This window comes from Frondihabitans sp. 762G35, from assembly GCF_002074055.1.
Taxonomy (GTDB): domain Bacteria; phylum Actinomycetota; class Actinomycetes; order Actinomycetales; family Microbacteriaceae; genus Frondihabitans.
The window spans coordinates 984,348-1,009,937 of sequence record NZ_CP014619.1 but is presented as its reverse complement, the minus strand read 5'-3'; the positions used below and the strand labels follow the sequence as shown (position 1 = coordinate 1,009,937).

Sequence of the window (25,590 nt, the reverse complement as noted above, 5' to 3'; positions counted from 1 at the left end):
GGGCCGACCGGGCTGAGCGCGCGCCGACCGCGCTGAGCGCAGGCCGACCGGATCACCGGAGAGGGCGGCGGAATAGGGTGGAGCGATGAGCAACCCCTTCTTCACGCCCAGCGCCCTCCCCTACTCGCTCCCGCCCTTCGCGGAGATCACCGACGACGACTACCTGCCGGCGTTCGAAGCGGGATTCTCGGAGCAGCTGGCCGAGGTCGAGGCGATCGTCGCGGATCCTGCGAGCCCGACCTTCGAGAACACGATCGTGGCCCTGGAGCGGAGCGGGCAGCTGCTGTCGCGGGTCGAGCACGTCTTCTGGAACAAGCAGTCGAGCGACTCGAGCGACGCGACCAACGCGCTCGAACTCGAGCTGGCTCCCCGACTCGCGGCGCACACCGATGCGATCACGCTGAACACCGAGCTGTTCGCTCGCGTCCGCGCGGTCAACGACATCCTCGGGCAGCCCGAGGCGGCGGAGCTGACGCCCGAGGAGGTCTACCTCGTCGAGCGCTACCACGACGAGTTCAGCCGCGCAGGAGCGGGGCTGGCCGAGGGCGAGAAGGTCCGGCTCCGTGAGCTCAACGGTCGTCTCTCGACGTTGACGACGCAGTTCGAGAAGAACCTGCTCTCCGACACCAACGAGCTCGCCGTCGTCGTGGACGACGTCGCCGAGCTCGACGGGCTCGACGAGGGGACGATCGCCTCGCTCGCCGCCGCGGCGTCGGATCGAGGGCTCGACGGCAAGTACCTCATCACCCTCGTCCTCTTCACGGGCCACCCGCTCCTCTCGCAGCTGACGAACCGTTCCCTGCGTCGCCGGATCATGGAGGCGTCGCGCGCCCGCGGCACCCGCGGCGGCCCCCACGACAACCGGCAGGTGCTCCTCGACATCGTGCGGCTGCGAGCCGAACGCGCGGCCCTGCTCGGGTTCCCCTCCCACGGCGCCTACGTCACCGCCGGAGAGACCGCGGGCTCTCCCGGGGCCGTCGCCGAGCTGCTCGGCCGCCTCGCACCCCCCGCCGCTCGTAACGCGCGCGCCGAGGCGGATGCGCTCCTGGAGATCGCCGCGGGCGACGACTCGTTCGACGGCGAGATCCGGTCCTGGGACTGGGCGTACTACACCGAGAAGGTGCGGAGCGCGAGGTACGACTTCGACGCCTCGCAGCTGCGGCCGTACTTCGAGGCCGAGCGGGTCCTCCGCGACGGCGTGTTCTTCGCCGCCACATCGCTCTACGGCCTGCGCTTCGCCGAGCGCACCGACCTCGTCGCCTATCACCCCGACGCGCGCGTCTTCGAGGTCACGGACGACGACGGCTCTCCCGTCGGGCTCTTCGTCCTCGACCTCTACACGCGGGACTCCAAGCGGGGCGGTGCCTGGATGAACCCGGTCGTCTCCGAATCCGCGCTCCTCGGGCACATCCCGGTGGTCGTCAACAACCTCAACGTGCCGAAACCGCCGGCGGGAGCCCCGACGCTCCTGACCCTCGACGAGGTCACCACGATGTTCCACGAGTTCGGTCACGCCCTGCACGGCCTCGTGGCCCGCGTGACCTACCCGAAGTTCTCGGGGACGAACGTCTACCGCGACTTCGTGGAGTTCCCCAGCCAGGTGAACGAGATGTGGCTCCTCTGGCCCGAGGTGCTGGCGAACTACGCCGTCCACCACGCGACGGGCGAGCCGATGCCCCGCGAGCTGGTCGCCAAGATCACCGCGGCGGAGGGCTTCAACGAGGGCTTCGCCACCTCCGAGTACCTCGCCGCGGCCCTTCTCGACCAGGCCTGGCACTCGCTGAGCTTCGAGGAGGCCTCGAGCATCACCGACCCCGCCGATGTCGCCGCGTTCGAGGCCGCCGCCCTCACCCGCGTCGGCCTCGACAACCCCGCCGTCCCGACGCGCTACGCCAGCACCTACTTCGCCCACACGTTCTCGGGCGGCTACGACGCCGGCTACTACTCGTACATCTGGAGCGAGGTGCTGGACGCCGACACGGTCGCCTGGTTCGAGGAGAACGGCGGACTCCGGCGGGAGAACGGCGACCGGTTCCGGTCGCGGCTGCTCGGGGTCGGCGGCTCGAAGGATCCAATCGAGGCCTACCGTGACTTCCGCGGACGCGACGCCGAGGTGGAGCCGCTGCTGGTGCGGCGTCGGCTGACCTGACGGTCGGCCCGCGGCGGCGGGGCACGACGTCGCTGGTGCGGCGTGGATGCGGCGTCTGCTTCGGATCGCCGGCTGCGAGTTGGGCGCTCGCGTGCGCTGATGCAGGCGTTCCCTCCTGCACGGGGCTTGCGTCTGCGACCGCTCTCCTGCGTTAGCGCGCGGGCAGGGGCCCGTCTCCTGCGTTGCGCACGGCGGCTCCTGCGTCCGCGCCCGGGACGTGGGCCGGCGCCGGTGGGGCGCTGCCTGCACACTTTTGCCAATTCAGGAGTTTCGCCCGGTCGGTCCTGCTCAGGCTCGCGTCTGCGGCCGATCTCCTGCGTTATCGCGCAAACCCTGCTGCTACTCCTGAGTTGGGCACAGCCGTTCCTGACTTCGCTCCGGGCGGGGCGTCGGCCCTACATCGGCAGCCGGCCTGCGTTTGGAGTTCACCTTCGCTAATGCAGGAGTTTCACCCCGTCCCTCCTGCACAGGGCTCACGTCTGCGGCCGATCTCCTGCGTTACCGCGCGATTTCCGTTACTCCTCCTGAGTTGCGAGCAGCAGTTCCTGACTTAGCGCCGGGCCGGGCGCTGGGGACTCACCTTCGCTAATGCAGGAGTTTTGCCCGGTCCCTCTTCCACCGGGCACACGTCTGGGGCCGATCTCCTGCGTTACCGCCCGGAATCCCGTCCTTCTCCTGCCAAGCAGCCAGCGACTCCTGTGTTAGCGCCTAGCCTTTCGCCGGCATGGCCCGGCACGATACGCCCGCGGCACGGTCCGGTACACCACGTGCCCGCCGCGCAGGATGCCCGACCCACGCCCCCACCGGGCACACACACCACCCGCCGACGCCAACCCCGCCGCAGCCGCACGCGCAGCCAGCGGCACCGCAGGCGCCGGAGCGCTACGCGCTCTTCTCGGTCCGCTCCGCCACGCGGGGCACGATGGTCGGGGCAGCGTTCTCGAGAACCGAGGCCTTCGTGACGACCACACCGGCGACGTCGTCGTTCGATGGCACGTCGAACATGATCGGCCCGAGGACCTCCTCCATGATCGCCCGCAGACCGCGGGCACCCGTCTGCCGGAGGACGGCGAGATCGGCGATGGCCTCCAGGGCCGACTGCTCGAACTCCAGCTCGACGCCGTCGAGCTCGAACATCCGCTGGTACTGGCGCACGAGAGCGTTCTTCGGCTTCGTGAGGATCTCCATGAGAGCCTCCTGGTCGAGCTGCGACACCGTCGTGACGACGGGGAGACGACCGATGAACTCGGGGATGAGGCCGAACTTGTGCAGATCTTCGGGGAGGACCTCGCTGAAGAGGTTGACGTCGTTGCCCTTGTTGTAGAGGGGGGCGCCGAAGCCGATGCCGCGCTTGCCCGCACGCGACGAGATGATCTCCTCCAGGCCTGCGAACGCCCCCGCCACGATGAACAGGACGTTCGTCGTGTCGATCTGGATGAACTCCTGGTGCGGGTGCTTGCGACCACCCTGCGGCGGAACCGAGGCGACGGTGCCCTCGAGGATCTTCAGGAGCGCCTGCTGCACGCCCTCGCCGGAGACGTCGCGAGTGATCGACGGGTTCTCGGCCTTGCGGGCGATCTTGTCGACCTCGTCGATGTAGATGATGCCGGTCTCGGCCCGCTTGACGTCGTAGTCGGCGGCCTGGATCAGCTTGAGGAGGATGTTCTCGACGTCTTCGCCGACGTAGCCGGCCTCCGTCAGAGCGGTGGCGTCGGCCACGGCGAACGGGACGTTGAGACGCTTCGCGAGGGTCTGCGCGAGGTAGGTCTTGCCGCAGCCCGTCGGGCCGATCAGCAGGATGTTCGACTTCGCGATCTCGATGTCGTCGCCCAGCGAGTCGGCCGACGCGAGGGTGTTCATCGAGCGGATGCGCTTGTAGTGGTTGTAGACGGCGACCGACAGTGCCCTCTTGGCGGGAGCCTGCCCGATGACGTACTCCTCGAGGAAGTCGTAGATCTCGCGGGGCTTGGGGAGATCGAACTCGCTGGTGGTCTCCTCGCCGGCCTCGGCGAGACGCTCCTCGATGATCTCGTTGCAGAGTTCGACGCACTCGTCGCAGATGTAGACACCGGGCCCGGCGATGAGTTGCTGGACCTGCTTCTGGCTCTTCCCGCAGAAAGAGCACTTGAGCAGATCGGCACTTTCCCCTATGCGTGCCATGCTCGGCCTCCCTAAGCCTTCTGTCGTGGTGACCGCGAGGTCGTCGTTGAACGAGCCTAACCCGAACCGCAGACACTCGAAGCATCGTGACTCGGGAATCGCCGGTGGCGACGGAGGCTGACTCTGGTTCGGTCCCGACGGGCGAAACGCTTGGAGTGCATCCTGCTCTCCGCCCCGAACGACGAGAGCCCCGACCCCCGGAATCGGGGTGCGGGGCTCTCGTGTGCGACTCGACTAGCGGGCGATCGCCGCGAGGTTCTTGCGCGAGGTGAGGACCTGGTCGATCAGACCGTACTCCAGGGCCTGCTCGGCACCGAGGATGTTGTCGCGCTCGATGTCGCGGTTGACCTCCTCGGGCGTCTTGTTCGAGTGCCTCGACAGGGTCTCCTCGAGCCAGGTGCGCATCCGGAGGACCTCCGCCGCCTGGATCTCGATGTCGGACGCCTGGCCGCCACCCTGCCCACCCGTGGAGGGCTGGTGGATGAGGACGCGCGCGTTCGGGAGAGCGAGACGCTTGCCGGGGGTTCCGGCCGCGAGCAGGACCGCCGCCGCCGAGGCCGCCTGACCGAGGCAGACGGTCTGGATGTCGGGGCGGATGTACTGCATCGTGTCGTAGATCGCCGTCATGGCCGTGAAGGAGCCACCGGGCGAGTTGATGTAGAGGGTGATGTCGCGGTCGGGGTCCATGCTCTCGAGCACGAGGAGCTGAGCCATCACGTCGTCGGCGGACGCGTCGTCGACCTGCACGCCCAGGAAGACGATGCGGTCTTCGAAGAGCTTCGCGTAGGGGTCCTGACGCTTGTAGCCGTAGGCCGTGCGCTCCTCGAAGCTGGGGAGCACGTAGCGCGAGCTCGGGGCCTCGAACCGGGGGGTTCCACCCATCATTGGCAGTTCCATGTCGTCTGTGTCCTTCTTAGCGATGATCGGTGGTCAGGCCTGGTCGGTTCCGGCGCCGCCGGTGACGTCCGAGGCCGAAGCGCGGATGTGGTCGACGAAGCCGTACTCGAGGGCCTCCTGGGCGGTGAACCAGCGGTCGCGGTCGCCGTCCTCGTTGATCTGCTCGACGGTCTTGCCCGTCTGAGCGGCCGTGATCTCGGCGAGGCGCTGCTTCATCGAGAGGATGAGCTGAGCCTGCGTCTGGATGTCCGACGACGTGCCGCCGAAGCCACCGTGCGGCTGGTGCAGCAGGACGCGGGCGTTCGGCGTGATGTAGCGCTTGCCCTTGGTGCCGGCCGTCAGGAGGAGCTGGCCCATCGAAGCGGCCATGCCGATCCCGACCGTGACGATGTCGTTCGGCACGAACTCCATGGCGTCGTAGATCGCCATGCCCGCCGTGATCGACCCGCCGGGCGAGTTGATGTAGAGGAAGATGTCGCGCTCGGAGTCCTCGGCGGCAAGCAGGAGAAGCTTGGCAGCGATCTCGTTGGCGTTGTCGTCGCGCACCTCGGAGCCGAGCCAGATGATGCGGTCTTTGAGAAGTCGGTCAAAAACACTGTTGGGCAGTGTTACGTCGGCCATGTGGTGCTCCCATTCGGTTGTCGCTTGCGGTCGAATCTATAGGGTCCAACGCCGCCGGGTCGGGCTGTTCGCCCACGGCAGAGATGAGGACGCCGACGAGTGGCCCCCGACCCCACTCGCTGGGGCACGGACGCGCGCGGAAACGGGCACGGAGGCGGAGACACGAAGGGGGCAGGATGCCCGGCATCCTGCCCCCGGAACGCGAGAGGGGCAGGATGCCGTGCATCCTGCCCCTCGAAGCGCTACCGACTACTCGTGGTCGTGACCCTCGTGGTCGTCGCCGCCGCCGACACCCGCCGTGGCGGTGAACGCGGACAGGTCGACGTCGGCGCCCTTGTCGTCGACGACTTTGGCCTTCGACAGGACGACGGCCAGCGCCTTGGAGCGGGCGACCTCGCCGACCATGGCCGGGATCTGGCCGTTCTGGTCGAGGACCTTGATGAACTCGCCGGGCTCCATGCCGTACTGTGCGGCGCCCTGGATGAGGTACTGGGTCAGCTCGTCCTGCTCGACCTTGACCTCTTCTTTTTCGGCGATCGCGTCGAGGAGGATCTGGTTGCGGAACGCGGTCTCGCTGGACTCCTTGACCTCGGCGCGGTGCTCGTCGTCCTCGAGGCGGTTCTCCTGCTCGAGGTGACGGTGCACCTCGTCTTCCACGAGCTTCTCGGGAACGGGGATCTCCACCTTCTCGAGGAGCTTCTCGACGACCTGGTCGCGCGCCTGAGCACCCTGACCGAAGGTCTTCGAGCGGCCGAGCTGCTCCTTGAGGTCGGCCTTGAGCTCGTCGATCGTGTCGAACTGACTGGCGATCTGAGCGAAGTCGTCGTCGGCCTCGGGAAGCTCGCGCTCCTTGACGGCGGTCAGGGTGACGGCGATCTGAGCGGTCTCGCCCTCGCGGTCGCCCCCGAGCAGCTTCGACTCGAACGTCGTCGACTCGCCGGCGGTGAGCGAGTCGAGAGCCTCGTCGATGCCCTCGATGAGGTCGCCGGAGCCGATCTCGTAGGAGATGCCCTTCGCGTTGTCGACCTCGTCGTCGTCGATGGTCGCGACCAGGTCGATCTGCGCGAAGTCACCCGTGGCGGCCGGACGGTCAACCGTGATGAGCGTGCCGAAGCGGGTACGGAGGTTCGTGAGCTCCTCCTCCACCTCCTCGTCGGTGATGTCGACCGAGTCGACCGTGAGCTCGAGGCCCTCGTAGTCGGGCAGGTCGAACTCCGGACGCACGTCGACCTCGACGGCGATCAGGAGGTCGCCGGAGAAGTCCTTGACGTTCGGCCACTCGACGACGTCGGCCTCGGGACGACCCAGAGGACGGAGCTCGACCTCTTCGACCGCAGCGCGGTAGAAGGAGTCCATGCTCTCGTTGACGGCGTGGTTGAGGACCTCTTCGCGACCGACGCGCTGGTCGATGATGGGCGGCGGGACCTTGCCCTTGCGGAAGCCGGGGATCGACACCTGCTCGGCGATGTGGCCGTAGGCGTGAGTGATGCCGGGCTTGAGGTCGTCGGGGCTCACCGCGATGTTGAGCTTGACGCGCGTGGGGCTGAGCTGCTCAACCGTGGTCTTGACCAATGTCGTGTTTCTCCTGTGTCGGTGTCGCGTGTGTCGATCGGTACGTCTGGCGGTGCGCCTGGCGGTGCGCCTGGGCCACGTCGTGCGCGGGAGGCGCGGTGCCGTGGGAGTCGGGGCGACAGGACTCGAACCTGCGATCTTCCGCCCCCAAAACGGACGCGCTAGCCACTACGCTACGCCCCGGGATAGTGCATCCCATGGTGTGTGCTGCTTCGGACCCTGAGCTTCCGACCCGTTGAGGACGGGCGAAAAGGCCTCGTGAAGTCTAGCCCAGAGCACGGCCCGAGAAACCGGGAGAGCGCAAACCCGCGCAGGATGCCCGGGCGAGATCACCCCGCGAGCATGCTCTATGCTTGCTACCGCAGGTTCGCCCCGCGTCTCACGACCGGAGGAGCACGCGCGGGGATGTAGCTCAATGGTAGAGCCTCAGTCTTCCAAACTGATTACGCGGGTTCGATTCCCGTCATCCCCTCGGTGAGGCCTGCTTCGCAGGGCTCGCCGAGGGTTCCGGTGCCTTCTGGTGCGCCGCCGCCCCTGCTGCTCACGACTTCGCCGGGCTCCGCCCGGTTCGACGTGGGCGAGGCCTGCTTCGCAGGGCTCGCCGAGGGTTTCCGGTGCCTTCTGGTGCGCCGCCGCCCCTGCTGCACACGACTTCGCCGGGCTCCGCCCGGCTCGACGTGGGTGAGGCCTGCTTCGCAGGGCTCGCCAAGAGTTTCGGTGCTCGCTGGTATGCCGCCGCCCCTGCTGCGCACTCATCGTGACTTCGCTGCCGCCCGCACAAATTTGCACCGCCTCCGCCCGGAAGGCCGCTGGGATTTCGGTGTGCCGCCGCATGTCCACGGACTTCTGCCATGGCGAGCCGTCACTGGTCTCTTCACACCAACGCGACCTTGGCCGGATACGCATCACGACGCCCAAAGAACACATTTTGGCTTTGACACGTCACATTTTGACAAGTAGACAGGTCGTACCGCAGGGAGTCGATCGGAGGAAATGTGAAGAAGAATCTCGTGTCTGCCGTCTGCGCGCAAGCATCGTCATCGGAAGTGTCGTTGCGGCTCAACCGGCGTCGGCGGCCGCCCACAAGGCCAACGACTCCTTCGCGGGTCCCGAGATCGAAGCCGCCATGCCGGAACTTCGAGCGGCTGGAGTCGTCACTGCCCAGCGGAAGACAGCCTCGGGCGATCTCACTTCCACTTTCGACCTCGGCCACGGTCTCGAGTTCGACTTGGTCGAGCACGCGGGCGAGTCGAGCGAACGCATCTCAGGCGGCAAGGACTCCCACGGCGTCTGGATCCAGCTCAACACGATCGATCAGAACCTCATCCTCTCCGGAGGCGCGTGGATGATGTCAGCCGGGATCTGCGCGGCTTTCGGTCTCGCGTCCGGCGGTGCCGCGTGCGTCATCGTCGGTGCTGTGACGACCGCCACGACCGTCGCGATCAGCACGAACGGCGGGACGTGCGCCAACGCGAAACAACTTCGGGTGTGGGTCAACGGATCGAGCAAGCCGAAATGCGTCTAGTCCGGGCGCTCGCCTGGAGCCCATTCGCCGCTCTCATCGTCACTTTCGCGACCATCGCCGCCGCTACTGCGGTTTCGATGGAATTGATCCCGAGCGGGTTCTGGCGTCAGGCTGCCAGCTTGATCTGGCTCGTTCCCGGCATGGCCTACTTCGGGGCGACTCTGCGCCGGCGCCGCAGGCGCTCTCCCGCGGATCGAAGGCTCCCGTAATTGTCCAGCACCGGGTCTCGCCTCACCGCGGCATCGCCGATACGAAACGACACACAATCTCGGAGGACGTCCGAGAGAGCGCCACCGGTGAGCGGCATGCGCCACGAGGAGCGCCCCGGGCCGCCGTCACGGCAGGGTCGGGGCGGCGACGGCGGTCGGCTCGAAGACGGCTGCGGGCACCCTCCTCCCCCGCGAGACGACGATCACGGCTGCCACGAGGAGCGCCGCCACCACCTGCGCCGAGAACGGCGCGAAGGTGGCCACCGCGGTCGCGAGGGCGAGGAGCGGCACGACGACGTTCACTCCGCGAGACGCCTGGGGCCGGATCACGAGCAGCCACACCGCGAAGACGTAGATCGCACAGGGCAGGGCCAGAGCGGCCGCCGACGCCGCCGGGGGCAGTCCGCCCCGCCCCTCGCTCGCATCGATCGCGATCTCGATGCCCGCCGACAGCGCGGCGGCCGAGGCGAACACGAGATAGTGCCCGTACCCCCAGCCGAGCGCCGTCGCGATCCCGCGGAGCAGGTCGTGCTGCGGGAGGGCGAAGTAGAGCCACCAGAAGGCGGCGACGATGACGAGCGACGTCGCGGCCAGCAGGATCAGGGTGGGCAGGTGCTCGGCCACGCTCGCCGCGTCGACCACCGCGTTCGTCGACGCGAGGATCGACTCGCCCAGCACGATGATCGTGAACAGCCCGTAGCGCTCGGTGATGTGCCTCCGGTGCCAGGCCGTCGTGCCGAAGCGCTCCGCGAAGACGGGCACGAGCAGCTCCAGCGCGACCCCCACGAAGAAGGTCGGCACCTGGAGGCCCGGCGGCACGAGCAGCAGCGCGACCCAGAAGACCTGCACGACCAGGATCGCCCAGGCGTAGCGCAGCGTCGTCGGCCTCATCGAGGGGTCGTCGCGAGCAGCCCGGAACCACTGGAACGCCATCGGCAGGCGCATGATCACGTAGCCGACCACGCCGAGAGCGAACCGCGGATGCTCGACGTCGAGGAAGCCGGGGATGCCCGCCGCGTACGTCAGCGCACCACCCATCTGGACGATGGTCACGATCCGGTAGAGCCAGTCGTCGGTGTCGAACGAGGTGGCGAACCAGGTGAAGTTCATCCACGCCCACCAGATGCCGAAGAATGCCATCACGTAGTAGACGACGCCGTCGAGTTCGTGCCCGCCGGCGAGATCGTGATGCAGTCCCTGAGCGGCGAACGACACCGCCACGACGAAGACGAGGTCGAAGAGCAGCTCGAGGGGGCTCGCCGCGCGGTGCGGCTCGGTGGGGTCTCGCATGACCATGCGGCGCAGGGAGGCGCGGGGCGACGTGCTCGTCATGTCGGACACCGTACTCACTGTCACGGACGCGCGAGGAAGTTGTCCACAGGCCCGCGTTCGCGGGTCACGGGGCCCCGTCCGCCCACGTCATAATGACTCCATGCGAACCGTCTCCCGAGCTCTCGTCGGCGCCCTCGCGGCCGCGGTGCTCGTCGCGGTCGCCGGCTGCTCCACCACCCCCTCCTCCCTCCCCGAAGCAGGATCGACGGCCACCGTCGCCCCGCCGTCCGCCTCCCCCGCGCCCGGTTCCTCCGCCCCCGAGACGGCGCCCCTCGGCACCGAGGAGGATCCCGTCCGCGTGGCCATCGTCGGAGACTCGCTGACCGCCGGAGGGCGTCGAACCATCCCGGAGATGGGCCTCGACCGCAACACCTGGATGACGTACGCGCAGGGCCACGGCGTGAAGTGGGTCGGCGGGTGGGCCAAGGGCGGCACGACCGTGCAGATCATGTCCCAGCACGTGCATCCTGCGGGCCCCGTCGACGTGCTCGTGCTGATGGCCGGGACGAACGATGTACGGCTCCACTACTCGTTCGCGCAGGCCGCCCCCTACTACGACGCCATCGTGGCGACGCTCGAGCCGAAGCACGTCATCGTCGGTGCGATCCCTCCCTACGACCGCAACCCGGCCGGTGCTGCCGCCTACGAGAAGCAGCTCAAGAGCTACGCGGCGGCCAAGAAGTGGGAGTTCGTCGACCCCTGGGGCTTCGCCCGCGGCTCCGGCGGTCGCTACGCAGCGGGCACGACGCTCGACGGCATCCACCCGACGACCCGGGGCTACGCCGCGGTCGGTCGCGAGTTCCGCTCGGCCATCCTGCGTTCGGTCGCCACGCCCGTCGCCGGCTGAGCCTCGACTCCGCCTGCGCCTATGCCCGCGCCTGCGCCCGCGCGCAGCCCGATGTCACGTCTGGTGCGCGATGTCGCGTCTCAACGGCACATCGTGCACGAAACGTGACAGCACACGTGCGAGTACGCGGAGCGGAGCGCAGCGCGCGGAGCGAGACGGATCAGGGCTGCCGGAAGGTGAAGCGCCCGCCGAGCATCGTCGCGGAGACGGCGAACTCGCGGAGCTCGTCGCCCGTCGCCGTCAGCGGGTCGCGCTCGACGAGCACGAGATCGGCGACGTCGCCCTCCGTGACCGCGAGGCGGCCGTCCGTCGAGGCCGCGAGCCCGACCGCGGCGGGGAGCCGCTGCTCCGGGTGCCAGGGCTCGCGACCGTCGCGCGACCTGGACAGTGCCGCGGCCAGCGACACCCACGGGTCGAGCGGCGCGACGGGGGCGTCGGAGCCGAGCCGGAGCGGGACCCCGGCGGCGTGCAGGTCGAGGAGAGCGAACGCGCGCTCCGTCCGGCCCGCCCAGAAGTGGTCGGCGATGTCTCGGTCGTCCATGGCGTGCTCCGGCTGGACGCTCGCGACGAGACCGAGCCGGGCGAACCGGGGCAGGGCGGCGGGGGTGATCAGCTGGGCGTGCTCGATGCTGCCCGGGCATCCTGCCCTCTCGAAGGCGGTGAGGGCGTCGTCGAGAGCGTGGTCGCCGATGGCGTGGACGGCGGGCACGAGGCCGGCCGCCGAGGCGCGGACGAGCAGCGCCGTCAGGGAGTCGACGTCGTAGGTGCTGAGCCCGAACGCTTCCGGCTCCCCCGCGGAACCCGGATAGGGGTCGTGGCAGTAGGCGGTGCGCGTGCCGAGCGAGCCGTCGGTGATGACCTTGAACGGCCCCATGGTCACGAGCCCTTCCCCGCCGGGGACGGGGTCGCCGGTCCGCAGGCGTCGCGCGATCACCTCGTCGAGCCGGTCGGGGTAGACGCCGGCGCGGACGCGGAGGGAGTCGACGCCGGACCCGACGCGACGCACCCAGGCGTCGAGCCCGAGCGTCATCTCGAGGTCGACGATGCCGACGACCCCTCGGGCGGCCGCCGCGGTCGCGGCGTCGGCGATCAGGGCGTCCATGCCGCCGTCGTCGACCCTGGTGACCGCGGCCGTCGCGTCGAAGGCCTCGGCTTCGCGCAGGAGACCGGTCGGATGTCCGGCCAGACCGCCGCGAGCGAGCGCCGCGCTGTTGAGCCACACGGAGTGGAGATCGGCGCTCACCACGGCCACGGGCACGGGCCCGCTCACCGCGTCGAGGAGACCGGACGTCGGCTCGTCGGGCCACAGCGCGTCGCGGAATCCCGAGGCCACGAGCAGGTCGCGGTCGCCCGCGAGGCCTCGCCGGAGGCGCGCTCCCACCGTGTCGGCCGCCTCCTGCGCGCTGGTCGCCTGCGACACGTCGAGCCGCTGGCGGTCGAGGGCCCACTGGGTCATGTGGACGTGGTTGTCCCAGAGGCCGGGGGCGAGATAGCGGCCGTCCGCCTCGACCACCTCGGCGGAGCCCGCCGCGATCGACGGGGCGATCGCCGAGACGACGTCGTCCTCGACGAGGACGTCGACCGGGGTGTCGTCGCGCCCGACGAGGCGGGCGCGTCGGAACAGCGTGCTCACGCGGTGCCTTCGTCGGTCGGCCGGTGGACTCGACGCATCTCGTCGGCGAGAGCAGGATGCGCGTAGGGGCCGTCCCCCTCGAGGGCGCCGATGATCCGCTCGGCCACCTCGGGAGCCTTGTTCTGACTCAGCTTGAGCCGCGCGTCGAACCGGGTCACGCGCAGGCGGATGCCCACGGTCCCGCGCGCCACCCGACGGGACCCCTCCTCGTCGAGGGCGAGGGAGACCGGCTCGGGCATGCGGCGCTCGAAGTGATCGACCAGGTCGGTGAGGACCCGGAAGTTCTCGTCGTCGGAGAGGATCTCGGGGGTGCCGTAGAGATGGGCCGTCACGTGGTTCCACGTCGGGATGATCTGATCGGCGGGGTACCACGCCGGTGACACGTAGCCGTGGGGGCCCTGCACGATCACGAGCAGCTCGTGCCGGCCCAGCTCGTGCGACGTCTCGTCGGGGCGGCCGACGTGGCTGACGATGCTGATCTCGTCGTCGGCGGTCTCTTCCAGCACGATCGGGTAGTGCGACGCGACCAGACCGTGGGCGGTGTGCGACACCAGCGTCGCCCACGGGTTCTCGCGGATCAGGCGCTTGACCTCGAGGGTGTCCTCGAGCAGGAAGTGCGGGGTGCGGCGCATGTCGTCAAGCCTGGCAGACCGGACACCAGTAGAGCTTGCGGCCGGCCGCCTCCTCCATCGTGATGTGCGTGCCGCAGACCCGGCACGGCAGCCCTTCGCGGTGATAGACCCAGTGACGGTCGTCGCGTCGGGCGAGCGCCTTCCGGTAGTCGGCCTTGGACAGGCCGTCCATCGTCATCATCTGACCGAGCTCGACTCCGCTCCGCAGGAGCTTCGTCCAATCCTTCCAGAGAGCGCGGACCGTCTCCTCGGGGACGTCCTTGCCCGGGGTGTGGGGGTTGAGACGGGCTCGGAAGAGCATCTCGGCCCGGTAGACGTTGCCGATCCCGCTCACGACCGACTGATCCATGAGGAGGAGACCGATGGCGGTGCGGGTCTTGTGCACGCGTTCGAAGAACCGATCGGAGCCCTTCTTGGGCGAGTCGACGAGAGGGTCGGGGCCCAGCTTCGCGATGGCGGCATCGACCTCGGCGGCGTCGAGGACCTCGCACTTCGTCGGCCCCCGCAGGTCGGCGACGACGGTCTCGGCGAGGAGGCGGACCCGGACGGCGCCGACGGGCTCCGGCGGGAAACCCTCGAGGTCGACGTCGTCCTCCTGCTTCTCCTGCTCGGCCATGCGCATGCGCGCGGCCGAGAGCGGCTTGCCGACGCGGACGAGCCGCGACCGGCGGGGAGCACCGATGCTCGTCCAGCTGTCCTCGCCCGCCTCGTCGACGACCGTGCCTCGCTGATTGGTCTGCCCCATCCGACCCTTGGAGCTCTTCGTGGTGGGGTCGAGCGAGAAGTCGCCCGCGAAATCCCACGAGCCGTAGAGGCCGAGGTGGACATGGAGGAAGAGGCCGTTGTCGAACTCGAGGAACATCTGCTTGCCGACGGCTTTGGCGTCGACCATGCGGGCGCCGTCGATGCGCGTCGCGCCATCGGCGAAGCGACCCTGCGGCGAGGAGACGGCCACGGTGTCGCCGACGAAACTCGCCGCGAACTGGTTGGCGATGCGGTGGACGGAATGACCTTCGGGCATCAGTCGACCGGGTGGCCCTGGATCGCGCCGGTCTCCTCGTACTCCGCCAGCTGGGCGATGCGGCGCTCGTGTCGCTCCTCGAAGGAGAACGGCGTCTTCACGAACTCGTCGATGAGCGCGATGGCCTCCTGCTCGGTGTGCTGGCGGGCGCCGATGGCGACCACGTTGGCGTCGTTGTGTTGCCGGGCGAGCTGCGCGGTGGAGGTGTTCCAGGCGAGTGCGGCCCGGACGCCCTCGACCTTGTTGGCCGCGATCTGCTCGCCGTTGCCGGACCCGCCGAACACGACCCCGAGGCTCTCGAGGCCCTCGCTCTGATCGCGGACGACCGCCCGCGCCGCGGCGATGCAGAAGGAGGGGTAGTCGTCGAGCGGCTCGTAGGTCGCGGGACCGTGGTCGGTCACCTCGTGCCCCTGCTCCTCGAGATGCCTGATGAGGGTCTGGGCGAACTCCAGCCCAGCATGGTCGGTGGCCACGTGGATGCGCATGGTCGTCATTCTATTGACGACCACCGACGGCGTCCGGCGGCCACCGACCTCGCTGCGAGCGGGCTAGCTGAAGTCCGGGCCGCGGGTCCGCGAGCGCTTCAGCTCGAAGAAACCGTCGTAGGAGGCGGCGGCGACGACGCCGTCCCAGAGGGTGAGCGCGACCTCGCCCTTGGGCGCGGGCGAGATGACGGGGCCGAAGAAGGCCGTGCCGTTCACGGCGATGACGGGGGTGCCCACATCCTGCCCGACCCGGTCGATGCCGTCCTTGTGGCTGGCGCGGAGCTGGGCGTCGTACTCGTCGCTGTCGGCGTACCGGGCGAAGTCGTCGGGAAGGCCGACCTCGGCCACGGCTCCTGCGATGACTGCGTCCTGGTCGTCGATGGCCTCGACGTGGATCCGCTGCCCCAGGGCGTCGTAGAGCGGCTTGACGATCTGCTGGCCGTGGAGTTCGGCGGCCGCCGCCACGAGGCGGGTGTAGCGGAGGAGCTTCGGCAGGCGATCCTGCATCGCCTCGTTGTCCTCGTTGAGGATCGCGAGGCTCATCACGTGGAAGGTGACGTCGAGGTCGCGGTGGAGGGCCACCTCGTCGACGAAGCGGCTCGTCATCCAGGCCCACGGACACGACGGGTCGAACCAGAAGTCGACGGCGGTCGTGGTGGCCACGGGGGGCGTTTCGGAAGCTACGGTATCGGTCATAGGTTGAGCCTAGAACGCGGGGCTCGACGTCCGGCCGTGAGCGAGAAGAGATGTCATGACGACCGAAGCTCCATCAGAGAGGTCCCTCGCCGTGCCCGACGCGGTCCCCGCTGCCGGTATCGAGCAGAACGGCGTCAACGTCGTCGACGAGTCGGAGCGCCGGGGATCGCCCCGGCAGCTCTTCTGGCCGTGGTTCGCCGCGAACGTCTCCGTCCTCGGGATCGGCTACGGAGCGTATCTCCTGGCGTTCCAGGTCTCGTTCGCGCAGGCGGTCGTGATCGGCGTCCTCGGGATCGTCGTCTCGTTCCTCTTCTGCGGCCTCATCGCCCTCGCCGGGAAACGCGGCAACGCCCCCACGATGACTCTCGGCCGTGCCGCCTTCGGCGTGCACGGCAACAAGCTGCCCTCCGTCATCTCCTGGGTGCTCACGGTCGGCTGGGAGACGGCGCTCACCTCGCTCGCCGTGCTCGCGACCGCGACCGTCTTCGACACGCTCGGCTTCCACGGCGGCGTGCTCACGAAGATCGTCGCCCTCGTCGTGGTGGCCGTCCTCGTCGTGATCGGCGGGATCCTCGGGTTCGACTTCATCATGCGGCTGCAGAAGTGGATCACCGTGGCCACCGGCGTGCTCACGGTGTTCTACATCGTCCTGACCGCCCACCGGATCGACCTCGGTGCCGTCTCGTCCCTTCCGGCGGGGTCGCTGCCGGCCGTGATCGGCGGCTTCGTCTTCATGATGACCGGCTTCGGCCTGGGCTGGGTGAACGCGGCGGCCGACTACTCGCGCTACCTCCCCCGCTCGGCCTCGAGCCGGGGCGTCGTCTTCTGGACGACGTTCGGGTCGTCGCTGGCACCCGTCATCCTGCTGATCTTCGGACTCCTCCTCGCGGGCAGCTCGAAAGACCTCTCCGCCGCGATCGGCGCCGACCCGATCGGGGCCCTCGCGACGATCGTGCCGACCTGGTTCCTCATCCCGTTCGCCCTCGTGGCCGTCCTGGGACTCGTGGGCGGTTCCGTGCTGAACATCTACTCCTCCGGCTTCTCCCTGTTGAACGCCGGGATCCCGATCCCGCGCTATGCGGCGGCCGCCGTCGACGGCGTCGTGATGATCGCGGGCACCGTCTACGTCGCGTTCTTCGCCACCTCGTTCATCGGGCCGTTCCAGGGCTTCCTGATCACGCTCGGCGTCCCGATCGCCGCCTGGGCCGGGATCTTCCTCGCGGACGTCCAGCTCCGCAGGAAGGACTACTCGACGGCCGACCTCTTCACGGCCCGCGGCCGGTACGGCAGCGTCCAGTGGGTGACCGTCGGCCTGATCGTCCTCGGGACGTTCGTCGGCTGGGGCCTCGTCCAGAACACCTACGCCACCTGGCTGGGCTGGCAGGGCTACCTGCTGTTCGGTCTGGGCGCCCAGTGGGGCGGCGCCAACCTCGGCGTCCTGGCCGCCCTCGTCATCGGCTACCTGGGCACGCTCCTGTTCATGCGGCCCGTCGTGCAGCAGCAGGAGGGCCTCGCGTTCCTCGACCGGGACATCGCGTGACGCTCTCCTTCGACGCCCCGCCCTGGCTCGTCGCCGTCGATCTCCAGAACGTCTTCGGCGACACCGGCAGCGAATGGTTCACCCCTGATTTCGCGGTCGCGAGCGCAGGAGCCGCACGCCTCCGTCCCGCATTCGGCACCCGGGTCGCGCTCACCCGCTTCGTGGCCCCGGCCGAGCCCGCGGGGGCCTGGATCCCCTACTACCGCGACTGGCCGTTCGCCCTCGTCCCCGCCGACGATCCGCTCTACGACCTGGTGGCGGAGATCCCGGCGGGCGACGCCACGATCGTGACCCGGACGACCTTCGGCAAGTGGGACGACGGCACGCAGGATGCCCTGGGTCACCCCACCGACATCGTCCTCACGGGAGTCTCGACCGACTGCTGCATCCTGTCGACCGCGCTCGCCGCGGCGGATGCCGGCGTGCGGGTCCGAGTCGTGGCCGACGCCTGCGCGGGGCTCACGCCGCTCGACCACCAGCGGGCGCTCGACGCCCTGTCCCTCTACGCGCCGCTGATCGAGATCACGACGATCGCGGACGTCCTCGCCGCGCTGCCTGTGGATAACCGGATCGGCGAAGTCCCCCGCCGGTAATGTGGCTGTGGGCCACGAGCCCACATCCCCGTCATCGAAGAAGGAGACCGCTGTGCCTGGAGAGAACCTCACCCGAGTCGAAGCGCAGGAGCGCAGGAGCCTCCTCGATGTCCAGTCGTACGAGGTCGACCTCGATCTCACGCGCGGGGCGGAGGTCTTCGGCAGCACGACCACGGTGACCTTCTCCGCCAAGCCCGGCTCCTCCACCTTCATCGACGCCTTGACGCGGACGGTGCACAGCGTCACCCTCAACGGCGACGCTCTCGACCCGTCGACCGTCTCCGACGGCGTGCGCATCCAGCTCGACGGCCTCGCCGAGCACAACGTCCTCACGGTCGTGGCCGACGCCGAGTACACGAACACCGGTGAGGGACTCCACCGTTTCGTCGACCCGGTCGACGACGAGGTGTACCTCTACTCGCAGTTCGAGGTGCCGGACAGCCGCCGTGTCTTCGCCGTCTTCGAGCAGCCCGACCTCAAGGCGACGTTCCAGTTCACCGTCACGGCCCCGGCGCGCTGGGAGGTCGTGAGCAACTCGATCACGCCCGAGCCCACCGTCGAGGGGTCCGATCCCGCGACGGCCGTCGCCACCTGGGTCTTCCCGCCCACGGCCGTCATGTCGAGCTACATCACGGCGATCGTCGCAGGCCCGTACGACGTCGTCCGCTCGCAGCTCACGAGCTCCGACGGTCGCGAGATCCCCCTCGGCATCTTCACGCGCAAGTCGCTCAGCGAGCACATGGACTCCGACTACATCTTCGAGAAGACCCGCCAGGGCTTCGCGTACTACGAGGAGAAGTTCGACTACCCCTACCCCTTCGACAAGTACGACCAGCTCTTCGTCCCGGAATTCAATGCCGGCGCCATGGAGAACGCCGGCGCCGTCACCTTCACCGAGACCTACGTCTTCCGCAGCAAGGTCACCGACGCCATCAAGGAGCGCCGCGTCGTCACGATCCTCCACGAGCTCGCCCACATGTGGTTCGGCGACCTGGTCACCATGAAGTGGTGGAACGACCTGTGGCTCAACGAGTCCTTCGCCGAGTGGGCCTCCACGATCTCGACGGCCGAGGCCACCGAGTGGACCGAGGCATGGACGACCTTCCAGGCCATGGAGAAGAGCTGGGCCTACCGCCAGGACCAACTGCCCTCCACCCACCCCGTCGTCGCCACGATCAACGACCTCGAAGACGTCCAGGTCAACTTCGACGGCATCACCTACGCCAAGGGCGGATCGGTCCTCAAGCAGCTCGTCGCCTGGGTCGGGATCGACGCGTTCTACGCCGGGGTCGCGGCCTACTTCAAGAAGCACCACCACTCCAACACCGAGCTGAAGGATCTCCTCACCGAGCTCGAGACCACCAGCGGCCGCGAGCTGACGAGCTGGTCCGAGAAGTGGCTCGAGACGGCCGGCGTCAACACCCTCCGCCCGGCGATCGAGACCGACGCGGAGGGCGTCATCACGTCGTTCGCGATCCTGCAGGAGGCGCCGGCCGACTACCCGACGATCCGCCCCCACCGCCTCGCCATCGGCTTCTACGACCTCGACGAGCGGGGCGAGAGCCTCGTGCGCGTGCACCGCGTCGAGATCGACGTCGACGGTGAGCGCACCGAGGTCCCCGAGCTCGTCGGCAGGGCGAAATCCGCCCTCGTCCTGACGAACGACGACGATCTCGCCTACGCGAAGGTCCGCCTCGACGAGGAGTCCCTGGCCACCGCCATCGAGCACCTCTCGAAGATCCACAACCCCCTCGCCCGCGCCATCGTCTGGGGCTCGGTCTGGGACGCGACCCGCGACGCCGAGACCGCACCGAGCGACTACGTGCGCCTCGTCCTCGCGAACATCGCGACGGAGACCGAGTCGACCACTATCCGTACGACGCTCACGCAGCTGGCGCAGGTCGCGCGCAGCTACGTGGCGCCGTCGCGCCGCGGGGAGACCATCACGGCCGTCGGCGATGGGCTCTGGGCTCTCGCCCAGGGGGCCGAGGCGGGATCCGACGCGCAGTTCCAGTTCGTCAAGTTCTTCGCGAACGTCGCCTCGACCGAGGAGCACGGCGACACCCTCCAGGGCCTCGTCGACGGAACCGTCTCGCTTCCGGGGCTCGAGATCGACACCGACCTGCGCTGGGAGCTCCTCGAGGGCCTCGTGCTCGTCGGTCGGGCCGGCGACGCCGAGATCGACGCCGCCCTGGCTGCGGACAACACCGCCAACGGCGCCCAGGCTGCCGCTCGCGCTCGCGCGACGATCCCGACGTCCGACGGCAAGCTGCGCGCCTTCGCGAGTGTCGTCGACTCCGACGAGCTCCCGAACGCGATCGTCCGCGCCACGTCGATGGGCTTCCAGCACACGAACGACCCGTCGATCCTCCGACCGGTCGTGTCGAAGTACTTCGACTCGCTGACCGGCATCTGGGAGAGTCGCAGCTATCACATCGCGGAGACGCTCGTGGCGGGTCTCTACCCGGCCGGTCTGGCCGACGCCGAGCTCGTGACGGCAGCTCAGGCGTGGCTCGAGAGCCACCCCGAGACTCCTGCGCTCCGCCGACTCGTCGCGGAGAACGTCGCGGGAACCGAACGCGCGCTGCGCGTCCAGGCCGCCGACCAGTGATCGCCGGGCGGGGGTCGCGCCTCTCCGCGGGCGCGGCCCCCGCCCGCCCTCAGCCTCTCCGTCGACGACGGCCCTAGCATGGTTCGGATGATCTCCTCCCCCCTTCTCCTCGCCGCCTCATCGACCCCGAGCGTCGTCGTGGCAGCCGCCAGCGGTGTCGACGCGTTCTGGTCGATGTGGGGCATTCCGATCAAGATCCTGGGCGTCGTCGTCGGCGCCATCATCGTGCGGGTCATCGCGCACTTCGCCATCCGGCGCAGCGTCGACCAGATCGTCAACGGTGTCAAGAAGAAGCAGAACGTCGAGGACACCCAGGCGCTCGTGGCGTCCCCGCTCCAGGCGGTCCGCGTCGTGCAGCGCACGCGCACCCTCGGCAGCCTTCTCAGCAATGTCGTCAGCGTCCTCGTCGTGGTGATCGCCCTGACGACCATCATCGGGATCCTCGAGATCCCGACGGTCGGAATTGTCAGCGCCGCCGGAGTCGTCGCCGCCGGGCTCGCGTTCGGCGCGCAGAACATCGTCAAAGATCTCCTCAGCGGCGTCTTCATGGTGGTCGAGGACCAGCTCGGCGTCGGCGACGTGGTCGATGTCCAACTCGCCACCGGCGTGGTCGAGGCCGTCGGCATCCGGGTGACGCAGGTGCGCGACGTGAACGGCACCCTCTGGTTCGTCCGGAACGGTGAGATCCTGCGCGTCGGCAACATGTCGCAGGGCTGGGCGCGGGTCATCATCGACCTGGCGATCCCCTACGAGGCCGACATCGACACGGTGCAGGAGCGGATCCTCGCGACGGCGACGGAACTCACGAATCAGCCGCGCTGGCGGAACCGCGTCGTCGAGAAGCCCGAGCTGTGGGGGCTCCAGTCGATCTCGGAGTCGGCGCTCGTCGTCCGTCTCGTCGTCCGCACCCGCTCGGCGGAGAAAGACAATGTCGCGCGAGAGCTCCGGTCCCGTCTGAAGAAGACGACCGACGACCTCGGCCTCGTCCTCCCGAGCCTGCACAGCGTCGTCCTCACCGGCTTCGACGAGGCGACGTCGGTCCGGGGCGCTCGCCCCGTCGAGACGGCGCCCACCCCGATCGCGAAGCGGAAGGCGCCGTCGGCCCCTCGCGCACCCCGCGCCCCGAAGACGACCACGGAGCGACCCGGCGAGTCGGGACGGCCCGACTCCCGTCCGCCGCGCGATCCCGGAGAGCCCCGATGACCGACGCCCCCACCCAGACCTTCTACGAGAGAATCGGCGGGCGGCCGACTTTCGAGGCGCTCGTCAGGACCTTCTACGAGGGCATCCGCGCCGATCCGGTCGTGTGGCCCATGTACCCGGCCGACGACCTCGAAGGGGCGATCCAGCGCCTGACGGGATTCCTCGAGCAGTACTGGGGCGGCCCGACGACCTACAGCCAGGAGCGCGGTCACCCGCGGCTCCGGATGCGGCACCAGCCGTTCAAGGTCAACCCCGAGGCCCGCGACCGCTGGCTCCTCCACATGCGCGAGGCGGTCGACTCGCTCCACCTCTCGCCGCTCGACGACGCCACTCTCTGGGACTACCTGGAGCGGGCCGCCCACGCGATGGTCAACACCTTCGACGCGTAGGCCCCCGCTCCAGCCGCGAGCTCAGCGCGTGTAGCTGCCCGAAGCGAGATCGTCGACGAGCGACGGGCCGCTCGGCGTCCAGCCGAGGCTCTCCTTGGCATGCGACCCACTCGCCTGCTGGTCGAGGAGGAGGGCGTCGGCGAAGGCCTCGCCCAGGCGGTCCCGCGACTCCTGCGCGCTCTCCGCCACCACGTCGGCGCCCTGCGACACGGCCTCGCCGAGTTCCCGGACGGTCGGGTTCTCGCCGGAGGCGCCGAGGTAGTACTCGTCCGCCGCGGCCTTCTCGTAGGCGAGGGCGTAGAGGACGCCGAGGTCGTCGACGTGCACGGAGGTCCAGTGCTGCGACCCGTCGCCGACCAGACGGACCTCGCCCTGCCCGATCAGCATGCTCGGGATGCCGGCGCCGCGCCCGTAGACGATTCCCGGCGCGATGATCGTCGTGTGGACGTCCGACTCGCGGACCTTCCTCTCCACGTCGAGCCGCCAGCCCGTGATGGGGAGCGGTTTCGGGGGCGTCGACTCGTCGAGGTCGTCGCCCGCACCGAAGATCCAGATGCCGCCCGTGTGGACGAACGGGCGATCGGTGCCGGAGAACTCCCCGACGACGACATCGACGAGGTCACCGTCGACGGCGGCGCTCGTCTCGTCGCCCGGCGACGCCGTGTGGATGACGCCGTCGCTCTCCGCGACGAGACGCCGCAGGAGGTCGAGGTCGGTGATGCTGCCGACGACGGCGTTCGCCCCCGCGGCGCCGACCTGCGCCGCCTTCTCCTCGGAGCGGACGAGGGCTGTGACGGTGTGGCCGCGCTCGACGAGGGAGCGGAGGACGGAGGACCCGATGTAACCGGTGGCACCGGTGAGGAGAAGTGACATGCTTCGACGTTACGCCGGGCGGGTGCAGAGCCGCTCGGGTCGTCGGGCGCCGCTGCGGCAGAGGTCGGGCATCCTGCGGGCCGGCGATGGCGAGCGGGCCGCGCGCTGGCGTCAGAGGGAGCCCGGACCGCCGCGCTGCTTGACCAGGACGTGACCGCGGCTCGTGCTCACGCGCAGCCACGGACCGGACGAGAAGAGGCGCACCCGGTCGTCGGCGCCGAGAAACCCGAGAGCAAGCGCCGCGAAGGCGGCACCGCTCGGAACGGCGTCGGCCCCTACGACGGGCCGAGACCACACCTCCGACCGGACGCGGTGGACGATCTGTTCGCCGGTCCCCGCGGGGATCGTGGCGGCCACCTCGTCGATGCCCGCCTTGGCCGCGCTCTCGAGGAGGTCGGCGTCCACGTCGGCCTCGGGAGTCCAGCCGCCCCGAGGCGGGGTGATCGCCGCCCAGGAGGCCGCGGTGACGACCGGCGGGACGAGGATCTGGATCGGTGCCGTCGGATCCTGGATGTCGTTCCGGAGCCGCGCCACACGGTCGAGGAGTGCGCGGATCGGCACGACCACGTCGAAGTCCCGCTCGTCGGCGACGGCGTACGTGCGGAGTCCCATAACGGTCGGAGCCCGGTCGAGGATGCCGGAGGGAGCGAGCACGCCCACGTACACCGCCAGCACTCCCCCGGCGCCGACGAGACGCGTGGAGCCGTCGTCCACCGTCGCCGCGCGCCCGAGGAAGGTGTGGAGGTCGTCGAGCGACAGCGAATCCGGAAGCGTGAATGCAGTAAACATGGGCGCTCTAAACTACCGCTGATGACCGCACACTCCGAGCCCGGCTCCGCGCCGGACGATCCCCTCGCCGACCTCCTCCACGTCTTCGAGCTCACGCCTCGTCCCGCAGGATCCGCCGGGCGCGGCTCGTCCGCTCCGCTCGACGTCTTCGAGGGTCCCAGCCAGTGGCAGCCGAACGGGCGCGTCTTCGGCGGGCAGGTGCTTGCGCAGTCGCTCATCGCCGCACAGCGCACCGTGCCCGACGAGAAGGTCGCGCACTCGATGCACGCCTACTTCCTGCGGGCCGGCAAGGTGGAGCTCCCGATCGAGTTCCAGGTCGACCGGAGTCACGACGGCCGGTCCTTCGCCACCCGGCGCACCGAGGCCCTCCAGAACGGCGTGCCGATCATGTCGACGATCTCGTCGTTCCAGACCGTCGACAGCGGACTCGACCATCAGCTGCCGATGGCCGCCGACCTCCCCGATCCGGAGTCGCTGCCGACGCTCGCGGAGTCGCTCGCGGGCATCGAGCATCCTGCCGCCCGGTTCTGGGCCAACGGCCGCCCCTTCGACGTGCGCCACGTGCCCTCGCCGATCTTCGTGCGCGTCGAGGGCGCCCACGTCGCCCACCAGGCGCTCTGGATGAAGACCATCGGGCCTCTCCCCGACGACCCCGCTCTCCACCGGGCGGCGCTGGCCTACGCGAGCGACCTCGGGATCCTCGAGCCGATCTTCCGCCGGCACGGCCTCCCGATGTCGACGCCCGGCATGAAGATCGCCAGCCTCGACCACGCCATGTGGTGGCACCGGCCCGGCCGCGCCGACGAGTGGCTGCTCTACGCGATGGAGTCGCCGACCGCGGTGGGCGGACGGGGCCTGGCGCAGGGCCGCTTCTACGACCGCGACGGCCGGCTCCTGGCGAGTGTGGCGCAGGAGGGGATGACGCGGGTTCCGGGGTACTAGCCTCCGTCGAGACTCCACGATTGGCCACGTTCCACGAACATGAGCGGCGAATCGTGGAGTCTCGCAGGAGGCGCGTGCAGCACCGCCTCCGCGCGGGGCGCGACACTCCACGATTGGCCACGCTTCACGAACATGAGCGGCGAGTCGTGGAGTCACGCAGGAGCCGCGTGCCGCACCGCCTCCGCCCGGGGCGCGACACTCCACGATTGGGCACGTTCCACGAACATGAGCGGCGAGTCGTGGAGTCTCGCCGGAGGCACGTGCCGCAGCGCCTCCGCGCAGGGCGCGACACTCCACGATTGGCCGCGTTCCACGAACATGAGCGGCGAGTCGTGGAGTCACGCAGGAGCCGCGGGCGGCGCGAGCCGCACCCCCGGCGCGAGCGCCGGGGCGCGTCAGCGGCGACGGAACGTCAGCGGCTCGTCCGTGAAGGGCGACCAGGCGGCGCGCTCGGCGTCGTTGATCCGCCGGGGGCGCTGCGTCGCCGCATCGACGAGCACGAGCGTGCTCGCGGCGCGGGTGTGCAGGATGCGGGGCTCCACCCCGACCGGGGAGAAGACCTCGTAGTAGATCTCGAGGCTCGCACCGCCGAGGTGACCGATCCAGAGCTGGATGTCGAGCGGCTGCCGCGTGTAGGCGATCGGCGCGAGGTACTCCACCTCCTGCCGGGCGATGAGACTCCAGGTCTCGGTGTCGGGGCTCGAGTCGAGGATGGCCGTCGACGCGTGGTCGTCGGACTCGTCGCCCACCGCCCAGAACGCCTGGATGCGGGCCTCCTCGAGCAGGTGCAGCATCTCGGCGTTGTTCACGTGCCCGTACGCGTCGAGATCTCCCCACCGCAGGACGGTGGGGACGTGCAGCCGTGCCATCG

General features: G+C 69.4%; 22 protein-coding genes and 2 tRNA genes. 10 read left to right on the top strand and 14 right to left on the bottom strand.

All coding sequences use genetic code 11. From position 1 onward, the window contains the following. The first annotated feature begins 85 nt into the window (after positions 1–85). On the top strand, positions 86–2,149 hold the full coding sequence (locus tag AS850_RS05005) for a M3 family metallopeptidase (protein ID WP_119868130.1): 2,064 nt from the start codon (positions 86–88) through the stop codon (positions 2,147–2,149). 882 nt (positions 2,150–3,031) lie between these two features. On the opposite strand, the gene clpX is transcribed toward AS850_RS05005, so the two are convergent. The 5 genes from clpX to AS850_RS04980 all read right to left on the bottom strand — a co-directional run bounded on the left by clpX (position 3,032) and on the right by AS850_RS04980 (position 7,582). After that, positions 3,032–4,309: an ATP-dependent Clp protease ATP-binding subunit ClpX gene (gene clpX, locus AS850_RS05000; RefSeq protein ID WP_119868129.1), complete on the bottom strand. Its 1,278-nt coding sequence runs from the start codon at positions 4,307–4,309 to the stop codon at positions 3,032–3,034. Between the two features lie 234 nt (positions 4,310–4,543). Continuing rightward, on the bottom strand, positions 4,544–5,206 hold the full coding sequence (locus AS850_RS04995) for an ATP-dependent Clp protease proteolytic subunit (RefSeq protein ID WP_119868128.1): 663 nt from the start codon (positions 5,204–5,206) through the stop codon (positions 4,544–4,546). Positions 5,207–5,239: 33 nt separating this feature from the next. After that, a complete protein-coding gene (locus AS850_RS04990; protein WP_119868127.1) occupies positions 5,240–5,827 on the bottom strand; it encodes an ATP-dependent Clp protease proteolytic subunit in 588 nt (195 codons plus the stop codon). Between the two features lie 249 nt (positions 5,828–6,076). Then, a complete protein-coding gene (gene tig / locus AS850_RS04985; RefSeq protein ID WP_119868126.1) occupies positions 6,077–7,399 on the bottom strand; it encodes a trigger factor in 1,323 nt (440 codons plus the stop codon). Between the two features lie 110 nt (positions 7,400–7,509). Then, positions 7,510–7,582, bottom strand: a tRNA-Pro gene (locus AS850_RS04980). A 218-nt stretch (positions 7,583–7,800) separates the two neighbouring features. Here AS850_RS04980 and AS850_RS04975 point away from each other — a divergent pair. Together AS850_RS04975 and AS850_RS16270 are read left to right on the top strand one after the other, a co-directional pair. Further along, positions 7,801–7,871, top strand: a tRNA-Gly gene (locus AS850_RS04975). Between the two features lie 360 nt (positions 7,872–8,231). After that, the gene (locus AS850_RS16270) at positions 8,232–8,924 is read left to right on the top strand and encodes a hypothetical protein (protein ID WP_216819857.1); all 693 of its coding nucleotides are present in this window, start codon (positions 8,232–8,234) and stop codon (positions 8,922–8,924) included. A gap of 335 nt (positions 8,925–9,259) precedes the next feature. On the opposite strand, the gene AS850_RS04960 is transcribed toward AS850_RS16270, so the two are convergent. Next, positions 9,260–10,465 (bottom strand): low temperature requirement protein A, encoded by a 1,206-nt coding sequence (locus AS850_RS04960; RefSeq protein WP_236940828.1) that lies wholly within the window; start codon positions 10,463–10,465, stop codon positions 9,260–9,262. A gap of 100 nt (positions 10,466–10,565) precedes the next feature. Here AS850_RS04960 and AS850_RS16260 point away from each other — a divergent pair, with 100 nt between their 5' ends. After that, complete coding sequence (locus tag AS850_RS16260) at positions 10,566–11,312, top strand: SGNH/GDSL hydrolase family protein (RefSeq protein WP_164088390.1); 747 nt, start codon at positions 10,566–10,568, stop codon at positions 11,310–11,312. Between the two features lie 160 nt (positions 11,313–11,472). On the opposite strand, the gene AS850_RS04950 is transcribed toward AS850_RS16260, so the two are convergent. The 5 genes from AS850_RS04950 to AS850_RS04930 form a co-directional block, all read right to left on the bottom strand. Then, positions 11,473–12,945 (bottom strand): amidohydrolase, encoded by a 1,473-nt coding sequence (locus AS850_RS04950; RefSeq protein ID WP_119868122.1) that lies wholly within the window; start codon positions 12,943–12,945, stop codon positions 11,473–11,475. Beyond that, a complete protein-coding gene (locus AS850_RS04945) occupies positions 12,942–13,577 on the bottom strand; it encodes an FMN-binding negative transcriptional regulator (RefSeq protein ID WP_119868121.1) in 636 nt (211 codons plus the stop codon). Before AS850_RS04945 ends, AS850_RS04950 begins: the two co-directional genes overlap by 4 nt. Positions 13,578–13,581: 4 nt before the next feature. Next, positions 13,582–14,598: an Fpg/Nei family DNA glycosylase gene (locus tag AS850_RS04940; RefSeq protein ID WP_119868120.1), complete on the bottom strand. Its 1,017-nt coding sequence runs from the start codon at positions 14,596–14,598 to the stop codon at positions 13,582–13,584. Next, the gene (locus AS850_RS04935; protein WP_119870132.1) at positions 14,598–15,083 is read right to left on the bottom strand and encodes a ribose-5-phosphate isomerase; all 486 of its coding nucleotides are present in this window, start codon (positions 15,081–15,083) and stop codon (positions 14,598–14,600) included. The genes AS850_RS04940 and AS850_RS04935 overlap by 1 nt, the downstream gene beginning before the upstream one ends. A gap of 63 nt (positions 15,084–15,146) precedes the next feature. Then, positions 15,147–15,779: a mycothiol-dependent nitroreductase Rv2466c family protein gene (locus AS850_RS04930; protein ID WP_119868119.1), complete on the bottom strand. Its 633-nt coding sequence runs from the start codon at positions 15,777–15,779 to the stop codon at positions 15,147–15,149. A 55-nt stretch (positions 15,780–15,834) separates the two neighbouring features. Between AS850_RS04930 and AS850_RS04925 the strand changes: the two genes are divergently transcribed. The 5 genes from AS850_RS04925 (at position 15,835) to AS850_RS04905 (ending at position 22,115) form a co-directional block, all read left to right on the top strand. Next, complete coding sequence (locus AS850_RS04925; protein WP_119868118.1) at positions 15,835–17,319, top strand: purine-cytosine permease family protein; 1,485 nt, start codon at positions 15,835–15,837, stop codon at positions 17,317–17,319. Beyond that, the gene (locus tag AS850_RS04920) at positions 17,316–17,912 is read left to right on the top strand and encodes a cysteine hydrolase family protein (RefSeq protein ID WP_119868117.1); all 597 of its coding nucleotides are present in this window, start codon (positions 17,316–17,318) and stop codon (positions 17,910–17,912) included. The genes AS850_RS04925 and AS850_RS04920 overlap by 4 nt, the downstream gene beginning before the upstream one ends. A 52-nt stretch (positions 17,913–17,964) precedes the next feature. Further along, the gene (gene pepN / locus AS850_RS04915; RefSeq protein ID WP_119868116.1) at positions 17,965–20,523 is read left to right on the top strand and encodes an aminopeptidase N; all 2,559 of its coding nucleotides are present in this window, start codon (positions 17,965–17,967) and stop codon (positions 20,521–20,523) included. Between the two features lie 87 nt (positions 20,524–20,610). Continuing rightward, entirely contained in the window at positions 20,611–21,726 is a 1,116-nt protein-coding gene (locus tag AS850_RS04910; RefSeq protein WP_236940827.1) for a mechanosensitive ion channel family protein, read from the top strand. Continuing rightward, positions 21,723–22,115, top strand: coding sequence for a globin (locus tag AS850_RS04905; protein WP_119868115.1), 393 nt, complete (start codon positions 21,723–21,725; stop codon positions 22,113–22,115). Before AS850_RS04910 ends, AS850_RS04905 begins: the two co-directional genes overlap by 4 nt. A gap of 21 nt (positions 22,116–22,136) precedes the next feature. Here the strand turns inward: AS850_RS04905 and AS850_RS04900 are convergent, their stop codons facing one another. Both AS850_RS04900 and AS850_RS04895 read right to left on the bottom strand, forming a co-directional pair. Beyond that, positions 22,137–22,988, bottom strand: a complete 852-nt coding sequence (locus tag AS850_RS04900; RefSeq protein ID WP_119868114.1) for an NAD(P)H-binding protein — start codon at positions 22,986–22,988, stop codon at positions 22,137–22,139. A gap of 111 nt (positions 22,989–23,099) precedes the next feature. After that, positions 23,100–23,777 (bottom strand): hypothetical protein, encoded by a 678-nt coding sequence (locus AS850_RS04895; protein WP_119868113.1) that lies wholly within the window; start codon positions 23,775–23,777, stop codon positions 23,100–23,102. Between the two features lie 21 nt (positions 23,778–23,798). Here AS850_RS04895 and AS850_RS04890 point away from each other — a divergent pair, with 21 nt between their 5' ends. Then, positions 23,799–24,719 carry an acyl-CoA thioesterase gene (locus tag AS850_RS04890; RefSeq protein WP_119868112.1) on the top strand — a complete coding sequence of 307 codons (921 nt, stop codon included), beginning with the start codon at positions 23,799–23,801 and terminating at the stop codon, positions 24,717–24,719. A 395-nt stretch (positions 24,720–25,114) separates the two neighbouring features. Here the strand turns inward: AS850_RS04890 and AS850_RS04885 are convergent, their stop codons facing one another. After that, positions 25,115–25,588 carry an acyl-CoA thioesterase gene (locus tag AS850_RS04885; RefSeq protein ID WP_119868111.1) on the bottom strand — a complete coding sequence of 158 codons (474 nt, stop codon included), beginning with the start codon at positions 25,586–25,588 and terminating at the stop codon, positions 25,115–25,117. Positions 25,589–25,590: the final 2 nt, after the last annotated feature.